This window comes from Sulfitobacter sp. SK012, assembly GCF_003352085.1.
Classification (GTDB): Bacteria; Pseudomonadota; Alphaproteobacteria; order Rhodobacterales; family Rhodobacteraceae; genus Sulfitobacter.
On the sequence record NZ_CP025804.1, the window covers coordinates 4738192 to 4756146 of the forward strand.

The following is a 17955-nucleotide window of genomic DNA, read 5'->3' on the forward strand; positions in this document are numbered from 1 at the left end:
TCCAATACGCCTATTGTGATACACGCTACTGTCAGTTTCTGTCAGCAATCAAGCGTAGAGTGCACCCAATTCACACAAGGAAAACACATGATCACTCTGCTCACCTATGCACCTGCTTTCGGTCAGTCCAGCCCTAGTCCATTTTGCCTAAAGGCCGAATGGCTACTTAATCTTTCTAGCCAGCAGTGGCAGCGTGAGGACCTCAAGGATCCACGCAAGATGCCTCATGCTAAGCTGCCTGCGATAAAGGTGGATGATCGGATCATCCCCGACAGCGACAACATTCGGGTTTACCTTGAAGAGCACGGTGCGCAATTCGATAAAGGCATGAGCGACATGGACAAAGCCACCGCGCGGGCGTTCATTCGCATGGCCGAAGAACATATGTATTTCCACCTGGTCATGGACCGCTGGGGCAATGATGCAGTCTGGCCGATGGTGCGCGACACTTACTTCGACATGATCCCCAAGATCGTTCGCGGCGTGATAACAAACCGCATCCGCAAGGCGGCGCTACAGGGGCTGCATGGTCAGGGCACCGGTCGCCTCAGTGAAGAGGAGCGCATGGCCCGGATTGAGCCTGACTTCGCCGCGATCTCGGCACGGCTGTGGCAAGGAGCTTACCTGTTCGAGGACGCACCAACTGCGGCTGACGCGTCTGTTGGCGCAGTTTTGGCGTCAATACGCGCAGCCCCTGCAGATACGGCATTGTCGCGACGCGTTTCCCAAGATCAGCAACTCAGTGCATACGCTGATCGTTGTATCGCCGCGTTGGGTTAGCGGCGGGTGCGGGTGACCTTGCGCTTGATCTTGTCCTTTTTACGCTTGGCGTTGCTGCCTTTTCGGCGCGGGCTGCGACCAGCTGGGCTGCGGCTGCCTTGCTTGATCTTCTCGCCTTCGATGGCCAATAACTCAAGAGCGATGCCACCCGTTACCGGCGTGACCTCAGCAAGGCGAACGGTGACCCGCTGGCCAATGCCAATGGTCAAGCCCGTGTCAGACCCCATGAGCGTATTTACCTCTGCGTCATGGTGAAAATACTCACGGCCCAGGCTGCGCATGGGAAGCAAACCGTCGGCACCCGTTTCATCCAATTTCACAAAGGCACCAAAGCGTGCAATGCCACTGATACGGCCCGTCATCTCATTGCCGACACGCTCTGAAAGATAAGACGCTAAATACCGATCGGTCGTGTCACGTTCGGCCACCATCGAGCGACGCTCAGTATCAGAAATTTGCGCACCCGTAGCTTCGAGATCGTCAATGTCGTGCTGGGACAATCCGTCTTTGCCCCAACCATGCGCTGTGATCAGCGCACGGTGCACAATCAGGTCCGCATAACGTCGGATCGGCGATGTGAAATGTGCATAGGACCGCAGCGCTAGGCCGAAATGGCCAATATGCGCAGGTGAGTAATAAGCCTGTGTCATCGAACGCAGCGTCGAGATGTTGATCAGTTCCGCATCCGGCGTACCGGCGGCATCATTCAGCAGTCGGTTTAGATGCGCCGTTTGCAACACCTGTCCCTTGGCCAGCGTAAAGCCTGCCGCTTGCGCCGTTTCCCGAAGGCTTTCGAGTTTTTCGGGGGGTGGCTCTTCGTGTGCACGGAAAAGCTGCGGCGTCTTGTTGGCAAGCAGCGTCTCGGCTGCAGCGACATTGGCCAGTACCATGAATTCTTCGATCAGCTTATGCGCGTCCAATCGGTCCTTGAAGTTAACCGATTTGACCGTGCCCTCCTCGTCCAGCTCAATCCGCCGCTCTGGCAAATCCAAATCCAACGGCTGACGACGTTTGCGCGCCTCTTTCAGTGCTGCATAGGCCGCGTAAAGCGGTTTGAGAACCGATTCCAGCAAGGGCTCGGTGCGGTCATTCGGCGTGCCGTCGATGGCGTCCTGAACCTCTTCGTAGTGCAGGCTGGCAGGCGAGCGCATGAGTGCGCGGTGAAAGTCATGCGATAGCTTTTCGCCCGTGGCGTCCAGCACCATACGCACCGCAATACAGGCACGGTCGACGCCTTCGTGCAGGCTGCATAGATCACCGGACAAGACGTCGGGCAGCATTGGCACCACACGGTCCGGGAAATACGTGGAATTTCCGCGCTTCCGTGCCTCGACGTCCAACGCTGAGCCCGGAGTGACATAGCCTGCTACATCCGCAATCGCGACCCAGAGGATGTGACCACCGACGTTCTTTGGATCGGGGTCACTTTGGGCAAAACATGCATCATCGTGATCGCGCGCGTCTGATGGATCGATCGTAATCAACGGCAGTTCACGGAGGTCTTCGCGACCCTTAAGGGTCATTGGCTTGGCCTTGTCCGCCTGTGCCACAACGTCATCGGGAAATGCGTCTGGGATGCCGTGCTGGTGAATTGCAATCAGGGAAACCGCTCGGGGAGCAGATGGATCGCCTAACCGCTCAACAATGCGGGCACGAGGAAGGCCCATACGGCCCTTGGGACCTGCCTGTTCCGCCTCGACCAGCTCACCGTCTTTGGCGCCAAACATTGCATCACTGGAAACGATCCACTCGCGGTCAGCCCCTTTGTCTATCGGCTGAATGCGCCCGCCGTCTGAGCCCTTGCGAAAAATGCCCATCACTCGTTTCGGGTTGGTCCCGATGCGCCGGATCAACCGCCCTTCGTAATGGTACGTCTCACCTTTGACCTGAGTTAGGCGCGCAAGAATACGGTCTCCTTCACCAAGAGCAGGATCAGAGGCGCGGGTCATCAACAGGACATTTGGAATAATGCCTTCGCCTTGCCACTCCATTGGCTTGGCAAAAAGATCTCCGTCAGAATCGGCACCTGTCACCATCAGAACGGATACGGGCGGCAGGCGTTCGGGGTCCGAATAACTGCGTTTGCGTTTTTCCAGATGCCCTTCGGCCTCTAGCTCCTTGAGGATACGCTTGAGATCAATTCTTGCCGCGCCTTTGATGCCAAAGGCCTTGGCGATCTCGCGCTTCGCACCGAGAGTTGGGTTTTGTTCGATCCATTCAAGGATCTCGGGTTTTGATGGTATCTTGCTCATAGCATGCAGGTAGCACGCACATCCGGTGGCGTCACATTATTTCCGGAGCGGCAGATCAGCAGCAGTATCCACATCACGCAGAATAGCTGTTTTGGCGATCCGATAGTCAGGGAGGCTGGCAATACTATCCGCAAGTGCATGCTGCGTTGACCAACGCACATCCTTGAATATCGTGGGCGGAATGGCCTGATTGTTTTTCAACCCGATCAACCAAAAACCGCCATCGGGCGCCGGGCCAAATACAGCGTCATTGCGACCTAAAGCGCGAAACGCATCGTTGACGTGGGCCGCTGTTATGCCGGGAATATCGGCTCCAATCACACAGACGGGGCCCGGCGGCGCGCTGCGAAGCATCCGCGCCATGCGGTCACCAAGGTTTCCGCCACCTTGTGGCCAGCGTGGCAAATGCGCAGGCCAGACACGACTGTTCATTCCAGCCACATCCGGCGCGACCGCAAGCACGGTCTGCCAGTGTGGACGTGTAACTTGGCGCAGCAAGGATCGCACTTGATGCCGGAACCACCACGCTGCGGCTACCATCCCAATGTCACGGCCCAACCGGGTTTTTACACGACCCGGACGAGGCTCTTTCACCATTACGATCAGCGTGCGGTTCATAGCCCTCGCACCATATCCCTGTGCGGAATGCCAGCGTCGTCATAGACGGGACCAGTCGCGACAAAGCCCAGCTTTTCATAGAAGCCCAGCGCATGTGTTTGCGCACCAAGCTTTGCCTGTGTAGCGCCTTGGGCCGTGGCGACTTCCAAACCCTGTCGGATCAGAGCGGCACCAAGTCCAGTTCCACGATGCGAAGGCAGGACGCACACACGCCCAATCTTGGCCACGCCGCCCGCCAGTGTGATCCGTGCTGTCCCTACGGGCTGATGCGCATCATGTGCGATCAAATGGGTGCTGGCTTCATCCAGATCGTCGATTTCATCCGACAGGGGCACATGTTGTTCTTGGACAAACACAATGTGTCGCAAAGTCCGGCAAAGCGCGATGTCATTACTGCGCCCAATCCGAATGGTCATGCAAAGTAATCCGTCAGGATGCGCCCATAGATTTCTTTGAGCTGCCGGATATGATCGACCCGAACATGTTCATCCACCTGATGCATAGACTGGCCAACAAGGCCGAATTCGACGACAGGACAATGTGCTTTGACAAAGCGAGCATCTGAGGTTCCGCCTGTCGTCGATAAGGTGGGCGTGACGCCGGTAACGCTTTGAACCGCTTTACCAACAAGATCTGACAGAGGCCCCGGTTGTGTAATAAAGCTCTCGCCAGAGATTTTGACGCCTAGTTCGATTTCAACGCCGTGGGTTTCGCGAATTGTGGCGGCTTGGTTTTCTAGCCACTCAGTCAGGCTGGCACCAGAATGGATGTCGTTAAAGCGAATGTTCACCGTCGCGCGACAATCGGCCGGGATCACATTGGATGCCGGGTTGCCCGTATCCAGCGTCACGACCGCGAGTGTCGAGGGATCAAAATGATCTGTACCGGTGTCCAACTCATGGGTCGCAAGACGGTCCATCAGACACACCATTGCGGTCAGCGGATTGTTGGCGCGGTGCGGATAAGCGGAATGTCCTTGTTTGCCGATCACATGGAACTTCACTGTCACTGATCCGCGGCGGCCAATTTTGATCATATCGCCCATCTGTTCGGGGCACGTCGGTTCGCCGACAAGGCAAACGTCCATCCGTTCGCCGTTTTGCGCCATGTACTCCAACAGCGCGGTCGTTCCATCAATTGCGTCACCTTCCTCATCGCCGGTAATCGCGATCACCACGGCGCCATCAGGAGGCGTATCACGCACGAAATCCACCGCGGCGGCAACAAAAGCGGCAACGCCCGATTTCATATCCGTTGTGCCGCGGCCGTACATGATCCCGTCTTTGATTTCTGCGCCAAAAGGCGGCATCGTCCAAGCGGCCTCATCCCCCAAAGGCACCACATCGGTATGTCCGTTAAAGCCAAAGCTGCGGGAATTTCCAGCGTTGCCCCAGCGGGCAAACAGGTTGCGGATCCCGCCTCGATCCGCCCAAGCGCAATCAAAGCCAGCATCGCTGAGCACCTTGTACAGAATATCAAGCGCACCAGCATCTTGTGGCGTTACAGAGGGGCACCGCACCAAATCGGCGGTCAAAATTACGGGATCAAGTCCAGGCATGTAGGCTCCCTTCAGGAAAAACGTTTGATCCTTCATTCCATCTGGGACGCAAAAGCACCAGACCCCGCTACTCTGCGCGAAGTAAATGCTTCTCAAATTCACGCTGGCCGTGTTAGTATCACGGCAACAATAGACCCGAGGCAGGGCATAAGCAGTATTGGCACCTGAAAACAGGGCCAACATGTTCGAAAAACGAACTTGAAGAGCAAGGGGAAAACCCGTGCCACGCTGTGAGCTGTGCCGCCTCGAAATTGGGTAGCAAGGCAGTGTAATGGTAGCAGCATCAGAACTTCCAATTGAGACGGTGCGCGAGGGCACAACCGCAACAGATATGGCCGATGCGATCTTTGGTGACGGTGTAACCGTCACTGGGGCCACGTATATTGGTGACATCGACAGTGCAGGTACGTACTCAAGCGGGGATAGCGTCTCGCCGGGGGTCATGCCGGGCGATACGGGTGTCATTCTTTCGACAGGTAATGCCGAAGATTTTACGAATTCAACCGGTTCCTCAAACCAGTCAAACAATACCTCCACCAACACATCTGGCGTCAACAATAACCCAACCTTCAACGCCGAGGCAGGTGCCAGGACCTATGACGCGTCCGTCCTTGATGTAGATTTCATCCCGGACACGTCTGTGATGACGATGCAATTCGTGTTCAGTTCCGAGGAATATCCTGAATTCCAGAACTCGATCTATCAGGATTTCGTAGGTGTCTGGATCAACGGCAGCCTGGTTAATTTGGATGTGGGCGACGGCGATACCGATCCCGGCAACATCAACACAACCAATAACATCAACATGTACGTTGATAACAGCAGCGATGCTTACAACACCGAGATGGACGGCTTTACGATCACGATGACCCTTACGATGAACGTCAATCCTGGTGTTGTGAATTCCATGCGCATCGCGATCGCGGATGTGGCCGATTCCAGTTACGATTCCAACCTGCTCATTGCTGGCGATTCAGTTCAAACTGGTCTTGTCGCAATCTCTGACGATGTAAACGTTTACCCCGATGGCACCACCACGCTTGATGTGTTGGCCAATGACATTAACAACGGCCCCGGTACGCTGACGATTACCCAGGTCAACGGCCAGGACGTGAGTGTCGGCAGTACAGTGACCCTGCCAACCGGCCAGCAAGTCACGCTGAACGCTGATGGCACCTTTAGCGTTCTGGGCGACGGCGACGAAGAAGATTTCAACTTCACGTACACAGTTGAAAACGGTGATAATGTCGATGTCGGTTTTGTCAATGCAACGTCCGTTCCGTGCTTTGTGGCCGGGACGTTGATTGCCACACCTGATGGCGACCGTTGCGCAGAGACACTGCGCCCTGGTGACATGGTAATAACCAAGGACGAAGGACCGCAGCCATTGCGGTGGATCGGTTCTCGGGTTGTGTTAGCAGAGGGTGATTTCGCCCCTATCCACATTCGTGCGGGTACGTTGGGCCAGCACCGCGATCTGCTCGTGTCACCTCTGCACCGCGTCTTGATCCGCGATAACCTTGCGGAGCTGCTGTTTGGTGAGGCCGAAGTCCTGATAGCAGCTCGTGATCTGATCAACGATCATTCGATAACCCGTCGCGTAGGCGGTGAGGTCACTTATGTTCACCTGCTTTTTGACCGCCACCAAGTTGTCTTTTCTGAAGGCTTAGAGACCGAGAGCTTTTTGCCCGGACCCCAAACCGCCAGCAGTTTTGAGGCAGAAGTCGTCGAAGAAATCTGCACTATTTTCCCAGAACTTGATCCTGTTACGGGCACAGGATACCCCGCTGCAGCGCGCCGAACCCTCAAACGCTACGAGGCACAATTGCTTCTTGCGTCACAGGCGGCCTAGGGGATGGCATGGCTTGCCCTTGCTGATCGTAGTGGTCGACGGTTGTCTTTGCGGGGTCTGGGATCGGACAAGCGCGAAGAGCCGCGGTTGCCCGATGATCCACGACACCTGCTGACCCGCGGCAGTATCATGCTTGAAACGCGCATGTCACCGGATGGTCGCCCGCAGGTCCTTTTCGGCTATACGACAATCCACCCATGGCACCGCAGCCTCGTGTTTCAGGCAATTCCCGGCGGCGGCATCGCGATGGTGCAGGTGCAGGGCAAAGAAATCACCCACGCCGCAATCCAGCATAAAAACTCCGGACGCACCGACGTGCTGCGGATCACCTATTCTTGGGACAGCCCCAGTCGTTGGGGCCGCTTGACGCTGGAGCAACCCGAGGCCGCGACCTTGATCAGCGTTGCCGTTGAAAACCCCTCTCCATTGTCACTGCAGGATGTTCGCGCTTTGATGTTGGGCCAAGGGTCTCATGATTTTGCCAGCGATGTGGTTTTTGCGGCCCTCTCGAATGAGATTGAACCGATCGGAATTACCCCTACCCTGTCTGGCGATGTGCCCATCGCAACGCCTTGGGGATACCGCCGAGCAGATACGCTCTTACGTGGCGATACCGTCTATACCCACAGTGGCGAGGTTGTGCCGGTGTTGCATACGGTCACGCGTACGGTTCCTGCGCGCGGCAGCTTTGCTCCAATCCGCTTGCGCGCACCCTATTATGGGCTGAAGCAGGACATCGTCGTCGCGCCCGATCAGCGCGTAGTCATTGACGGCCCCGAAGTCGAATACATGTTCAACCAAGAATCCGTGCTGACGCCAGCTCGTCATCTGGTGAATGGCTTTGCTGCATTGGATGCGCATTGCGGTCCGACGATTGCCTATACTCAAGTCATCTTGCCCGGCCATGAAACCATGATGGTGGCAAACGCCCCACTAGAAAGCCTCTTTGTTGGTCGCATCCGCCGCAACATGCCACAGCTTGAAGCCAGTGTACTGAACGGTATCGACCGAAACACATTGCCTGAGCACGGGCGCGAATCCCACAAGGTGTTGAAGTGGTACGAAGCGATCAGCCTCGCCAAACGCCGTGCAGCTTAAGGCGGATTAGTCAAAGAACGGCGTCATCTGCGCCACGATCACCGAGTTCTCCTCCAACGCGCGCTGCATGAGGGCGCGTTCTTCATCGTCAATTTCCTGCTCGTCGGCTTCTCGTTCTGCAAGCGTGCCGTAACCGGTCACGTCCAGCGGATTTGTGTCGGCCTGTTTGAGGATGGCAACTGTTTCGCGAACGGCTTCGGCCTCGTCGATGCCGGAAGCAAAGCACATCAATGCCGCACCTGTCGCCCTATCGGGCAGACCGTCGCCATCTTTGCGTCCAATCTCGACCAGCAAAGTATAGACTTGCTGGCGCGATGGTTTCTTAGGTTTTTTAGGTTCAGACATGACTGGGCCGCCCTTGCAAATCCAGAGCAGCCCTAGCGCGAAGCTGCGCCTTTGGAAAGCCTATGAGTTGCGGTCGCGGATCATCTTAGCTGCAGCGATCAACAAGCATGCGCCTGCAAAACCCACAAAAGTCTGCCCGATCAGGCCACCAAGTGTTGAGCCCAAAATTGTGCTCAGGATCCAATTTAAGACCATTGCGCCCACCACACCAAGCACAATGTTCATAATCAGACTGTGTTCACGGTCCATGAACCTCCCTGCGAGCCATCCCGCAAGCGCGCCAATAATGAGCGACATAAACCAACCGATACCTGTCATGATCGTTTCTCCTGCTATGTTTTGAGGAGTATAGACCTCAAACGCGTCGAAAGTTCAATTATTCGCAGCGACGCAAGCGCATGACCGTGCCGCCATTTTCTATCATCGCGATGCCACTTTGTGTTTTCATCACCATAACCCGACGCTGCCATGCCTCGCCTTCGCCACTACACACCAGATCAAAAAGGGTGGCGTCCATGTCACGCACCGCCGTTTCATTCTGCAGCGCGCAACGGCTCTCGACTCCAAAGAACGCACCGTTGGCAATCGCGATTGCACCACCATCTTGGCCAATGGTTGTGCAATCCCAATCCGCGCTTACGTCAACATCTGGCCGATAGCGACCGTCGTAAGGTCCGGCCAACGCAAAACTCGGCAACAAGATCAACACCCACAACGCCCGCATCGAAATCAGTCCCGAAGCAATTCGTTGATAGAGGTTTTCGACCGAGTGCGTTCATCCACACGCTTCACGATCACCGCGCAATAGAGGTGCACGCCATTCTTGGACGGCATTGAACCCGCAACAACAACAGATCCACTTGGGACTTCGCCGTACATAACCTTGCCGGTTTCGCGGTCCAAAATCTTGGTCGACTGGCCGATAAACACGCCCATACCCAGAACAGAACCTTCGCGCACGATGCAGCCTTCGACCACCTCGGACCGTGCGCCGATGAAGCAGTTGTCTTCGATGATTGTTGGGCCGGCTTGCATCGGCTCCAATACGCCCCCAATGCCGACACCACCCGAAAGATGCACATTTTTGCCGATCTGGGCGCAGCTGCCAACCGTAGCCCACGTATCAACCATCGTGCCGCTATCCACGTAGGCACCAATGTTGACGAAGCTTGGCATCAACACGACGCCCGGCGCGATGAAGGCGGATTTGCGCACGACGCAATTTGGCACAGCCCGAAAACCGGCCTCTTTCCATTCCGCATCGCCCCAGCCTTTGAACTTGCTGTCGACCTTGTCCCACCAGCCAGCGCCCTGTGGGCCGCCTTCATGCTGCTGCATGTCCTTGATCCGGAACCCCAGAAGCACGGCCTTTTTAGCCCACTGGTTCACATGCCAGCTGCCGTCATCCTGCTTTTCGGCCACGCGCAACTTGCCGCTGTCGAGAGCGTTCAACGTAGCTTCGATCGCATCGCGGGCCTCGCCCGTGGTGGCAGAGGATATGGTGTCGCGGGCATCCCACGCGGATTCAATTGCGGTTTCAAGTTGGGCATTGGACATGATGAAATCTCCGGTCTGATAAATGGCTCCCCAGCGCTATACGCGGGCGTCCCTTCCCGTGCAATCACCTCGGTTTGATTTGCGCCGGGGCCTTGTCATCTCGGCTGCAGAATAGCGCGTGGTCAATCGCGCTAATACGTTGCATGGTGCGTATAAATTAGGGGCTCTGCCCCGGATATTCCGACCGGAGAAATACATGGACAAGACCAGCCGCCACCCTTTGCGCAAAGCTGACAAAGACCGCACGAGCGCCAAGGAGGTGCCGATCACGCCGCAAACCCAAGCGCCTGCATACAAACTGGCCTTTTCTGATGACGAATTTCTGCTGCGCGACGAATTGCGCCCCGTTCGGTTGCAGCTTGAGCTTTTGAAACCTCAGATGATGCTGGACGAGTATGGGATTGAATCCACTATCGTCCTGTTTGGCGGCGCGCGTATCCCTGAGCCTGCGAAAAAGAGCGAAGCACGCACGAAAACGCTCGCTGATTTGTCGCGGTTCTATGACGAAGCGCGCGAATTCTCGCGCCTGATGACGCTAAAATCCATGGAAACTGGTGGCCATGAGAACGTCGTGGTCACTGGCGGTGGCCCCGGTGTAATGGAGGCGGGAAACCGCGGTGCAATTGATGCAGGCGGCGCTTCCATCGGTCTAAATATCGTGCTGCCTTTTGAGCAGGCCCCGAACGAATATGTCACGCCGGAGTTGTGTTTCAACTTTCACTACTTTGCGATCCGCAAGATGCATTTCCTGATGCGCGCCCGTGCAATCTGCGTTTTTCCAGGCGGCTTTGGCACCATGGACGAAACTTTCGAGGCCCTGACTTTGATCCAGACAGGGCGCATGCAGCGCGTGCCGTTTTTGTTGTTTGGGCGAGAATTCTGGGAGAAAATCATCAACTGGGATGCGCTGGCTGAGGCTGGCACCATCTCGGCTGAGGACCTTAGTCTGTTCCGCTTTGTAGAAACCGCGCAAGACGCAATGGAATTGATCGAACAGTGGGGCGATACTGAAACCCGAGACAGCATACCCGGCCGTTGAAACAAACTGTTTCTCTTTCAATGGGTAAGTGGCCCCATATCCACCACAGTTAACACATACCTCCTGCCCGACACGGAATGGAGCAAAGCTGATGGCCGAAGAAACCGGTACTCACACGCATAGCCACGAACATGCTGAGGCAGGATCACAGATCCAATCCCCCGCAAGTAGCGCGCAAGTGGTTTCAGACTACCGTGGAATCACTGCCCATTTCGACAATCAATACTTACGCTGGAACACAGTGACAGAAGCCGCAACGCCGGTGGTGGTTACTTACAGTTTTACCAACACGCCCACGACATCGGAATACCGACCGTATCCAGTGAGCAGTTATTGGTCTTATAACGCGACACAGCAGGCCAATTTCCGCAGTGCCTTAGCCGAATTTGAAGCCGCATCTGGTGTGATGTTTGTCGAAGTGCAGGGCGAAGCAATGATCAACGCGTTCGGCGCGGATGGCGCAAGCAGCGGTGGTTGGGCAAGTCTCGCATTCAGCACACAAACCAGCACCGGCGACGGATATCTTGTAAATGCCAGCCGCAACATGGCACCAGGCGATTACGGTTATCAAGTTCTGCTTCACGAGCTTGGCCATGCGATGGGGTTAAGCCACCCACATAGTGGCAACACCTATGTCTTGGACGAAAATGCAGATACGCAGGCCAACACGGTCATGACCTATAACCTTGAAAATGGCGCGGCAACAGATCTTGGACCACTGGATATCGCAGCCCTGCGCAGTATTTACGGAACCACCGCAGGTACGGCCGGGTGGACTGTTAGCACCGTTAACAACATTCCTGTCATCATAGCCTCGGACCGCTCAGAGGTCGTAATGGCCGCCGGCCAAGGATCACGGGTCGAAGCCGGTCGCGGTGATGACACCGTTTATGGCCGCGAAGGCAACGACCTGCTGTTTGGCGGCAGCGGGGACGACACGATTTCAGGCGGCGACGGAAATGATCGCGTCTACGGTGGATCTGGCGACGACCTGATTTACACCGACCTTGAAGTTTACAACACACTGGGCGGCCACGACAGCGCGGCAGGTGGATACGGCAATGATCATATCTATCTGGGTTACGGCAATGATAGATCTACGGGCCAAGCAGGCCATGACACGCTTGAAGGTGGCTATGGAAACGATTCCCTGAATGGCAGCATCGGCAACGACAGCTTGCTAGGCCAACAGGGCGATGATCGGATATTTGGTGGCTCTGGACAGGATTCGATTTATGGAAGCGTGGGCAATGACACTTTGAACGGCCACACCGATCACGACATCCTCTTTGGAGAGAGCGGCAACGACGTGATGCTCGGCGGTCTTGGTGACGACACCTTGGATGGTGGCTCTGGTGATGACGTGATATTTGGCAACGATGGCGACGATATGATCACCGGCGGAAGAGGTGCTGATGGGCTGCGCGGATTGGCCGGAAACGACACCTTGAACGGCGGTGACGGTGCGGACCGCATGTTTGGAGGGGCAGGGGCGGACACGTTCGTCTTTGGCAATTCCGATGCTTTTGAGACCAACCGCATTTACGACTTTGAGGGTGGCCAGGACATCATCCGCATCGAAGGCTTGAACCTGCGTTGGGAAATCATGACGCTCGTCGAAACAGGCAATGACGGTGCAGATGCAAGCCTGCAGTATTCCAACTGGTTCCGCCTAGATCTGTTGAACACAGATGTAAGCGAACTCAGCGAAACGGATTTCGTCTTTTCCTAAAGCCTTTTGGCTTCAGGCAAAGAGGTCTTGGGGCAAAATGCAAACATCAATTTTTTTGGATAGCGATTGCAGCATGTGGTGGCCGGTATCGGCCGCGCGGATGGCGTAACCGTATCCTGCAAGGCGGTGCTTCCACTCACGGGCAGACAACGCAATGGAGCGCTCGCGTGAAACCAGCTCGATCAGCTTTTCGGCTTCGGAACTTTCAAACTTGGCAAAAACAGACATCTTAAATCTCCTGAGTTAATATTCTCAGGAACCACCTTGTTGGAGCAGCGTGGCATGAATTGTGCCGAAATAGGGCCATATCTGGGTCATACTGTGAACAGTGCACGCATGAAGGGTGGTATTGTTTCCTTATTCGCCAGCTAACCCTGTTTCAGCAGCAATTTGTTTCCGGGATTTGCGCCCCCGTTCGGTTGCGGATTTTAACTGACCACAAGCTGCCATGATATCTTCGCCGCGTGGTTTGCGCACCGGCGAGGGATATCCAGCCTTATAGATGATTTCTGAAAACGCGCGGATACGGTTGTTGCTTGAGCGTGTGTAGGGTGCGCCGGGCCATTCGTTAAACGGGATCAAGTTGATCTTGGCCGGGATGCCCTCAATCAGCTTTACCAAACGGTGCGCGTCTTCATCACTATCGTTTACGCCGTGCAGCATCACGTATTCAAAAGTTATCCGTTCTGAATTGCTAACCTTGGGGTACGTGCGCAGAGCATCGAGGAGTGCTTCGATATTCCAGCGCTTGTTGATCGGCACCAATGTGTCGCGCACTTCGTCGGTCGTCGCGTGAAAGGACACGGCGAGCAGGCAGCCAATTTCTTGGGCTGTGCGCGCAATTTCCGGCACAACGCCTGATGTTGAAAGGGTGATGCGGCGACGCGATATCTGGATGCCCTCGGGATCCATGGCGATTTTCATCGCGTCGCGCACATTTTCAAAGTTATAGAGAGGTTCGCCCATGCCCATCAAAACGATGTTCGACAAGAGCCGGGCTTCGTAGGTGCGCGCACCTGTTTCTGGCCATTCACCCAGATCGTCGCGCGCCACCATAACTTGGCCAATGATCTCGCCGGCGGTCAGGTTACGCACTAGTTTTTGCGTCCCTGTGTGACAGAACGAGCAAGTCAGCGTACATCCAACCTGAGACGAAACACAAAGCGTTCCGCGCCCCTCTTCAGGAATGTAGACAATCTCAACCTCGTGGCCGCCCGCGATGCGCACCAGATACTTGCGCGTCCCGTCGGTGCTTACTTGCTTGGTAACAACATGCGGCACTTCGAGCACGAAATGCTCTGCCAACTCGGCACGGAACGCCTTGCTGAGGTTGGTCATCGCTTCAAAATCGCGCACGCCCCATTGGTAGATCCACTGCCAGATCTGACCGACCCGCATCTTGGCCTGCTTTTCCGTCGTGCCCATCGCAATAAGTGCTTCACGCATGCCGTCACGGGTCATGCCGATAAGGTTTGCGGGCCCCTCCGGCAGTTTACGCGGCATTGTGTGCACGTCTTGCGTGATGGGGGCTTTTGGTTGCTCTGACGGGGTCATGGGATATCTCTCAATCGGTAAGATAGCGTATATAGGGGCTTTGGGCCCAAAAAGAAAACAGCCCCACCATTTGGCAGGGCTGAACCAATAACAGGTGTGCGGGTTTTAACCGCTGCAGCGCTTAGCCGCGTCTTCTACGGCAGCCGTGAAACCCAGCAACGAAAAGCTATCTTTGGTTTCTGTTCCGCGACCTGAACGGCCAACGAGAACAGCATCGGCACCGCGTTTCATTGCGCTGACAACCTTTTTGTCATCATCTACGTTCGCGGTCCACGCCCACTCGCCGTCGGTAAACATCTTAAATTTGGTACCGGAGATATCCAACTGAACGGTCGAGCCGCTTGCAAAAGGATAACCGCCAGTAAAGGCGATCTGACCCTTTTCCCCCGGACTCGGGCGGTAGGTCACCATCAACAGTGTTTGACCCCGGTTAACAGCGACCACACGTCCATCGCGTGAGTTCACTGATTCCTTTGGGGTTGAAACGGCCCAACATTCTGTCGGATTGTCTTCGACAAAAACGCTCCAATCCGTATTGGCCGCAACGCGGTTGGTGCTCTGGCTTTGCGCAAATGCGCTGCCAGCCACCAAGGCGGTTAGCCCTGCTACCAAAACAACAGACTTCATATTAATCATCTCTACAGCCTCCAGCCGTGCCTTACCTCAATATTGTGCAAACTGCCCGGCACCCCTTTTTCGGGATGCTCTCTTGCCAAGGCTTGCGTTCTTCCCGACAACAATCACCATAACGCCAAACAAGCGAGTGACGAAACCCTGATTGGCAGGTTTTCGCCCATTAAAAGGATGATTTTATGCAGTTTGCAGCCCCCTTTGCTGAAATCTGGCGCGGGCCTTTTCTGGAAAGCGTTCATTCGGGTCATGCGGTGATTTGCAACAGCGCCGGGCAAGTGGTTGAGGCATGGGGAAATCCGTCTGCTGAAATACTACCGCGCAGCTCCTCAAAGATGATTCAGGCGATCCCACTTTTGAACAGTGGGGCGGCCGATATGATGGGTCTGGGAACCGAGCAACTGGCGCTAGCCTGTGCATCACATACAGGTGCTTCAATCCATACCGACGGCGTGGCCAAGTGGCTTAAAACGCTCAACCTGAGCGATGATGACTTTCGCTGCGGCCCGCAAGAACCAAGCGACCAGGATGCGCGTGACGCCTTAATCCGTGCGCATGAACGCCCCTGTCAAATCCACAACAACTGTTCTGGTAAACACACCGGATTTCTAACGCTGGCCCGGCATTTGGGTGGTGGGCCAGACTATGTTGACCCAACACATCCCGTGCAAGAAGCCTGTCTGGCCACGTTCGAAGAAGTCACCCAAGAAACCAGCCCCGGATTTGGCATCGATGGCTGTTCGGCCCCAAATTACGCCTGCACGCTAAAGGGGATGGCACGCGCCATGGCCCATTTTGCCGCTGCCCCTGATGGGTCTGCCGAAAAGCGCCTGCACGAAGCAATGCGCCTGCATCCAGAGCTGGTCGCTGGTGAGGGGCGCGCCTGCACAGAGTTGATGCGCGCGATGGACGGCAAAGTGGCGATCAAGACTGGGGCCGAGGGCTTTTTTATTGCGATCTTGCCAGAACAAAAGCTCGGGATTGCGCTGAAAGCGGCTTGCGGGACAACCCGCGCTGCGGAATGTGCAATCGCCGCGCTGTTGGTTAAACTGGGGGTGCTGGATGCAGCACACCCAGCAGCGATGAAGCGGATGAATGCAGCAATCACGAACAGGCGCGGCATTCAGACCGGTGTTATGAAGGCGAGCGCCGCTCTGCTTTGAGGTTAGTTGACGAACTCGTCGAGGCTATAGCCCTGCACAAATAGCAGTGCGGTCAGGTCACCAAAATTGATCCGGACCTCGCATTCTGCTGCCACCGCGGGCTTTGCGTGTAGGGCCACGCCCAAGCCCGCGCGATGCAGCATGCCCAGATCATTCGCGCCATCACCCACAGCGATCACATCAGCATCCGTAATTCCGAGCCGCGCAGTGATTTGCTCCAGCGCGTCGACCTTGGCTTGCTTGCCTAATATCGGGGTGCCGACTTCGCCTGTCAGAACTTCACCATCGGTCTTGAGCACATTCGCGCGGTTCTCATCAAAACCTAAAGCGTCGGCAACCTGCGCTGTGAACGCAGTGAAGCCTCCGGAAACCAACGCTGCGTGTCCACCATTTGCCTTCATCGTCGCAAGCAAGGTTTTGCCACCGGGCATATAGGTGATCCGCTCTGCTAACACCTTGTCGATCACATTCATGGGCAGACCTTTGAGCAGGCCGACGCGCTCGCGAAGCGCACCATCAAAATCAAGTTCACCGTTCATCGCGCGGGCTGTGATTTCCTTGACGCGAGGCCCAACGCCCGCCTCTTCGGCCAATTCATCAATGCACTCTTGCTGGATCATCGTACTGTCCATGTCCGCAAGCAGCATCTTCTTGCGGCGACCTTCGGTTGGGACGACAACCAGATCGATACCCATCTTGCGGCAATCTTCCCAAACGTCCCATCGGTTGGATGGAATTTCGGCCAATGCGAATTCCGCGGCCACGTCTGGTGCCAGCCACATGGCATCACCTCCACCCCATGCATTACGCAGGCTTTCCACCAATGCAGGGTCCAACGTAGGCGTTGAAGGTGAAGTCAGGAGGAGCGCAGTGAACATAAATGGTTTCCGATCCGCGCCAGGGTTGTCGTAAAAGACGGTTTAGCGGCGCTATAACTTCATTTTCAGGACTTTGCCAGCCTGTTACCTCAAGGGGTCATGCGGTGGGGCGCCCTTATCACAGGCGCTGCGGGAAGCATTGCTGATCGCTAAGTAGCACAAAGCAGACGCTTGTTGAGGCGGTAAATATCAAACTGTGAAGACGGAACATCTCTTCTGACAATTAGGTTCCAACTTGGGGGTTCAGGTGGTAACTTCAGATAGTAACGTGGTGAGGGAAATGTGAGAATTCTTTTAGCTGACGACCATGAATTGGTACGAGAAACAATTGCAGCTTTTCTTGAAGCTGAAGGCGCTTTTCAGGTGGTGCAATACCCCGATTTGCCAAGTGTAGAAAAAGCGCTGATGGCGCATGATCCATTTGATCTTGTACTGCTTGATTACGAAATGCCCGGCATGAATGGGCTGGACGGCTTGGACAAAATTCTTTTGGCAACGCGGCCACGGCCCGTGGCATTGATCTCAGGCACGGCAAACAAAGAAATCGCAGAGCAAGCGCTTGAGCGAGGGGCTGCTGGATTTTTACCAAAGAGCATGGCTGCCAAGTCGCTGGTCAACGCAATCAAATTTATGGCGATGGGTGAGAAATACGCGCCAATCGATTTCATGACCAAAGAAGTTGAAGAGTCGGATCACCCGATGAAAAAGCTTCTGACGGCGCGAGAGCTTCAGGTTTTATCATGCCTTACCCGTGGCCTTGCCAACAAAGAGATCGCACGCGAGATCGAGCTGCAAGAAGTTACTATCAAGCTGCACGTTAAAACGTTGTGCCGCAAGATAGAGGCTAAAAACCGCACACATGCAGCAATGATTGCGAAAGAGGCGGGCCTTTTCTGACC

Annotated in this window: 19 protein-coding genes; 7 read left to right on the top strand and 12 right to left on the bottom strand. The window is 55.5% G+C overall.

Annotation, left to right across the window (positions count from 1 at the left end; genetic code table 11):
- Positions 1–87: 87 nt before the first annotated feature.
- Positions 88–780, top strand: a complete 693-nt coding sequence (locus C1J03_RS23085) for a glutathione S-transferase family protein (protein ID WP_114888724.1) — start codon at positions 88–90, stop codon at positions 778–780.
- On the opposite strand, the gene rnr is transcribed toward C1J03_RS23085, so the two are convergent.
- From rnr to dapE, 4 genes are read right to left on the bottom strand one after another with little or no spacing between them, the layout of a single operon-like run.
- The gene (gene rnr, locus C1J03_RS23090) at positions 777–3032 is read right to left on the bottom strand and encodes a ribonuclease R (protein ID WP_114888725.1); all 2256 of its coding nucleotides are present in this window, start codon (positions 3030–3032) and stop codon (positions 777–779) included. The two genes, C1J03_RS23085 and rnr, sit on opposite strands and share 4 nt — an antisense overlap.
- 36 nt (positions 3033–3068) lie before the next feature.
- Positions 3069–3650: a TIGR04282 family arsenosugar biosynthesis glycosyltransferase gene (locus C1J03_RS23095; protein ID WP_114888726.1), complete on the bottom strand. Its 582-nt coding sequence runs from the start codon at positions 3648–3650 to the stop codon at positions 3069–3071.
- Complete coding sequence (locus tag C1J03_RS23100; RefSeq protein WP_114888727.1) at positions 3647–4066, bottom strand: GNAT family N-acetyltransferase; 420 nt, start codon at positions 4064–4066, stop codon at positions 3647–3649. Before C1J03_RS23100 ends, C1J03_RS23095 begins: the two co-directional genes overlap by 4 nt.
- Entirely contained in the window at positions 4063–5208 is a 1146-nt protein-coding gene (gene dapE, locus C1J03_RS23105) for a succinyl-diaminopimelate desuccinylase (RefSeq protein WP_114889156.1), read from the bottom strand. The genes C1J03_RS23100 and dapE overlap by 4 nt, the downstream gene beginning before the upstream one ends.
- 271 nt (positions 5209–5479) lie before the next feature.
- On the opposite strand from dapE, the gene C1J03_RS23110 reads away from it, so the two are divergent.
- Both C1J03_RS23110 and C1J03_RS23115 read left to right on the top strand, forming a co-directional pair.
- On the top strand, positions 5480–7060 hold the full coding sequence (locus C1J03_RS23110; protein ID WP_114888728.1) for a Hint domain-containing protein: 1581 nt from the start codon (positions 5480–5482) through the stop codon (positions 7058–7060).
- Positions 7061–7063: 3 nt separating this feature from the next.
- Positions 7064–8158, top strand: a complete 1095-nt coding sequence (locus C1J03_RS23115) for a Hint domain-containing protein (RefSeq protein ID WP_114888729.1) — start codon at positions 7064–7066, stop codon at positions 8156–8158.
- 6 nt (positions 8159–8164) lie between these two features.
- Here C1J03_RS23115 and C1J03_RS23120 read toward each other — a convergent pair whose 3' ends face one another.
- Genes C1J03_RS23120 through dapD form a run of 4 tightly spaced genes read right to left on the bottom strand, consistent with a single transcriptional unit; the run spans position 8165 to position 10060 of the window.
- Complete coding sequence (locus tag C1J03_RS23120; protein ID WP_114888730.1) at positions 8165–8503, bottom strand: hypothetical protein; 339 nt, start codon at positions 8501–8503, stop codon at positions 8165–8167.
- Positions 8504–8563: 60 nt separating this feature from the next.
- The gene (locus tag C1J03_RS23125) at positions 8564–8821 is read right to left on the bottom strand and encodes a GlsB/YeaQ/YmgE family stress response membrane protein (RefSeq protein ID WP_114888731.1); all 258 of its coding nucleotides are present in this window, start codon (positions 8819–8821) and stop codon (positions 8564–8566) included.
- 58 nt (positions 8822–8879) lie between these two features.
- Entirely contained in the window at positions 8880–9227 is a 348-nt protein-coding gene (locus C1J03_RS23130; protein WP_114888732.1) for a hypothetical protein, read from the bottom strand.
- 5 nt (positions 9228–9232) lie between these two features.
- On the bottom strand, positions 9233–10060 hold the full coding sequence (gene dapD / locus C1J03_RS23135; RefSeq protein ID WP_114888733.1) for a 2,3,4,5-tetrahydropyridine-2,6-dicarboxylate N-succinyltransferase: 828 nt from the start codon (positions 10058–10060) through the stop codon (positions 9233–9235).
- Between the two features lie 196 nt (positions 10061–10256).
- Here dapD and C1J03_RS23140 point away from each other — a divergent pair, with 196 nt between their 5' ends.
- Entirely contained in the window at positions 10257–11099 is an 843-nt protein-coding gene (locus C1J03_RS23140) for an LOG family protein (RefSeq protein WP_114888734.1), read from the top strand.
- A gap of 91 nt (positions 11100–11190) precedes the next feature.
- The gene (locus C1J03_RS23145) at positions 11191–12831 is read left to right on the top strand and encodes a M12 family metallo-peptidase (RefSeq protein ID WP_114888735.1); all 1641 of its coding nucleotides are present in this window, start codon (positions 11191–11193) and stop codon (positions 12829–12831) included.
- Positions 12832–12843: 12 nt separating this feature from the next.
- Here C1J03_RS23145 and C1J03_RS23150 read toward each other — a convergent pair whose 3' ends face one another.
- From C1J03_RS23150 to C1J03_RS23160, 3 genes are all read right to left on the bottom strand, one after another.
- The gene (locus tag C1J03_RS23150; protein ID WP_114888736.1) at positions 12844–13059 is read right to left on the bottom strand and encodes a hypothetical protein; all 216 of its coding nucleotides are present in this window, start codon (positions 13057–13059) and stop codon (positions 12844–12846) included.
- Between the two features lie 129 nt (positions 13060–13188).
- A complete protein-coding gene (gene rlmN / locus C1J03_RS23155) occupies positions 13189–14385 on the bottom strand; it encodes a 23S rRNA (adenine(2503)-C(2))-methyltransferase RlmN (protein ID WP_114888737.1) in 1197 nt (398 codons plus the stop codon).
- A 105-nt stretch (positions 14386–14490) separates the two neighbouring features.
- On the bottom strand, positions 14491–15012 hold the full coding sequence (locus tag C1J03_RS23160) for an invasion associated locus B family protein (protein WP_441351122.1): 522 nt from the start codon (positions 15010–15012) through the stop codon (positions 14491–14493).
- A gap of 185 nt (positions 15013–15197) precedes the next feature.
- On the opposite strand from C1J03_RS23160, the gene C1J03_RS23165 reads away from it, so the two are divergent.
- The gene (locus C1J03_RS23165; protein WP_114888739.1) at positions 15198–16178 is read left to right on the top strand and encodes an asparaginase; all 981 of its coding nucleotides are present in this window, start codon (positions 15198–15200) and stop codon (positions 16176–16178) included.
- A gap of 2 nt (positions 16179–16180) precedes the next feature.
- Here the strand turns inward: C1J03_RS23165 and serB are convergent, their stop codons facing one another.
- On the bottom strand, positions 16181–17056 hold the full coding sequence (gene serB, locus C1J03_RS23170) for a phosphoserine phosphatase SerB (protein ID WP_114888740.1): 876 nt from the start codon (positions 17054–17056) through the stop codon (positions 16181–16183).
- 282 nt (positions 17057–17338) lie between these two features.
- Between serB and C1J03_RS23175 the strand changes: the two genes are divergently transcribed.
- The gene (locus C1J03_RS23175) at positions 17339–17953 is read left to right on the top strand and encodes a response regulator (protein ID WP_114888741.1); all 615 of its coding nucleotides are present in this window, start codon (positions 17339–17341) and stop codon (positions 17951–17953) included.
- The last annotated feature ends 2 nt before the right edge of the window (positions 17954–17955 follow it).

Coding starts and splice junctions, on each gene's coding strand:
- C1J03_RS23110 (WP_114888728.1), top strand. CDS start 5,480: ATGGTAGCAGCATCAGAACTTCCAATTGAGACGGTGCGCGAGGGCACA.
- C1J03_RS23150 (WP_114888736.1), bottom strand. CDS start 13,059: ATGTCTGTTTTTGCCAAGTTTGAAAGTTCCGAAGCCGAAAAGCTGATC.
- C1J03_RS23145 (WP_114888735.1), top strand. CDS start 11,191: ATGGCCGAAGAAACCGGTACTCACACGCATAGCCACGAACATGCTGAG.
- C1J03_RS23140 (WP_114888734.1), top strand. CDS start 10,257: ATGGACAAGACCAGCCGCCACCCTTTGCGCAAAGCTGACAAAGACCGC.
- rnr (WP_114888725.1), bottom strand. CDS start 3,032: ATGAGCAAGATACCATCAAAACCCGAGATCCTTGAATGGATCGAACAA.
- dapD (WP_114888733.1), bottom strand. CDS start 10,060: ATGTCCAATGCCCAACTTGAAACCGCAATTGAATCCGCGTGGGATGCC.
- C1J03_RS23160 (WP_441351122.1), bottom strand. CDS start 15,012: ATGAAGTCTGTTGTTTTGGTAGCAGGGCTAACCGCCTTGGTGGCTGGC.
- C1J03_RS23095 (WP_114888726.1), bottom strand. CDS start 3,650: ATGAACCGCACGCTGATCGTAATGGTGAAAGAGCCTCGTCCGGGTCGT.
- rlmN (WP_114888737.1), bottom strand. CDS start 14,385: ATGACCCCGTCAGAGCAACCAAAAGCCCCCATCACGCAAGACGTGCAC.
- C1J03_RS23115 (WP_114888729.1), top strand. CDS start 7,064: ATGGCATGGCTTGCCCTTGCTGATCGTAGTGGTCGACGGTTGTCTTTG.
- C1J03_RS23085 (WP_114888724.1), top strand. CDS start 88: ATGATCACTCTGCTCACCTATGCACCTGCTTTCGGTCAGTCCAGCCCT.
- C1J03_RS23130 (WP_114888732.1), bottom strand. CDS start 9,227: ATGCGGGCGTTGTGGGTGTTGATCTTGTTGCCGAGTTTTGCGTTGGCC.
- C1J03_RS23165 (WP_114888739.1), top strand. CDS start 15,198: ATGCAGTTTGCAGCCCCCTTTGCTGAAATCTGGCGCGGGCCTTTTCTG.
- dapE (WP_114889156.1), bottom strand. CDS start 5,208: ATGCCTGGACTTGATCCCGTAATTTTGACCGCCGATTTGGTGCGGTGC.
- C1J03_RS23120 (WP_114888730.1), bottom strand. CDS start 8,503: ATGTCTGAACCTAAAAAACCTAAGAAACCATCGCGCCAGCAAGTCTAT.
- serB (WP_114888740.1), bottom strand. CDS start 17,056: ATGTTCACTGCGCTCCTCCTGACTTCACCTTCAACGCCTACGTTGGAC.
- C1J03_RS23100 (WP_114888727.1), bottom strand. CDS start 4,066: ATGACCATTCGGATTGGGCGCAGTAATGACATCGCGCTTTGCCGGACT.
- C1J03_RS23125 (WP_114888731.1), bottom strand. CDS start 8,821: ATGACAGGTATCGGTTGGTTTATGTCGCTCATTATTGGCGCGCTTGCG.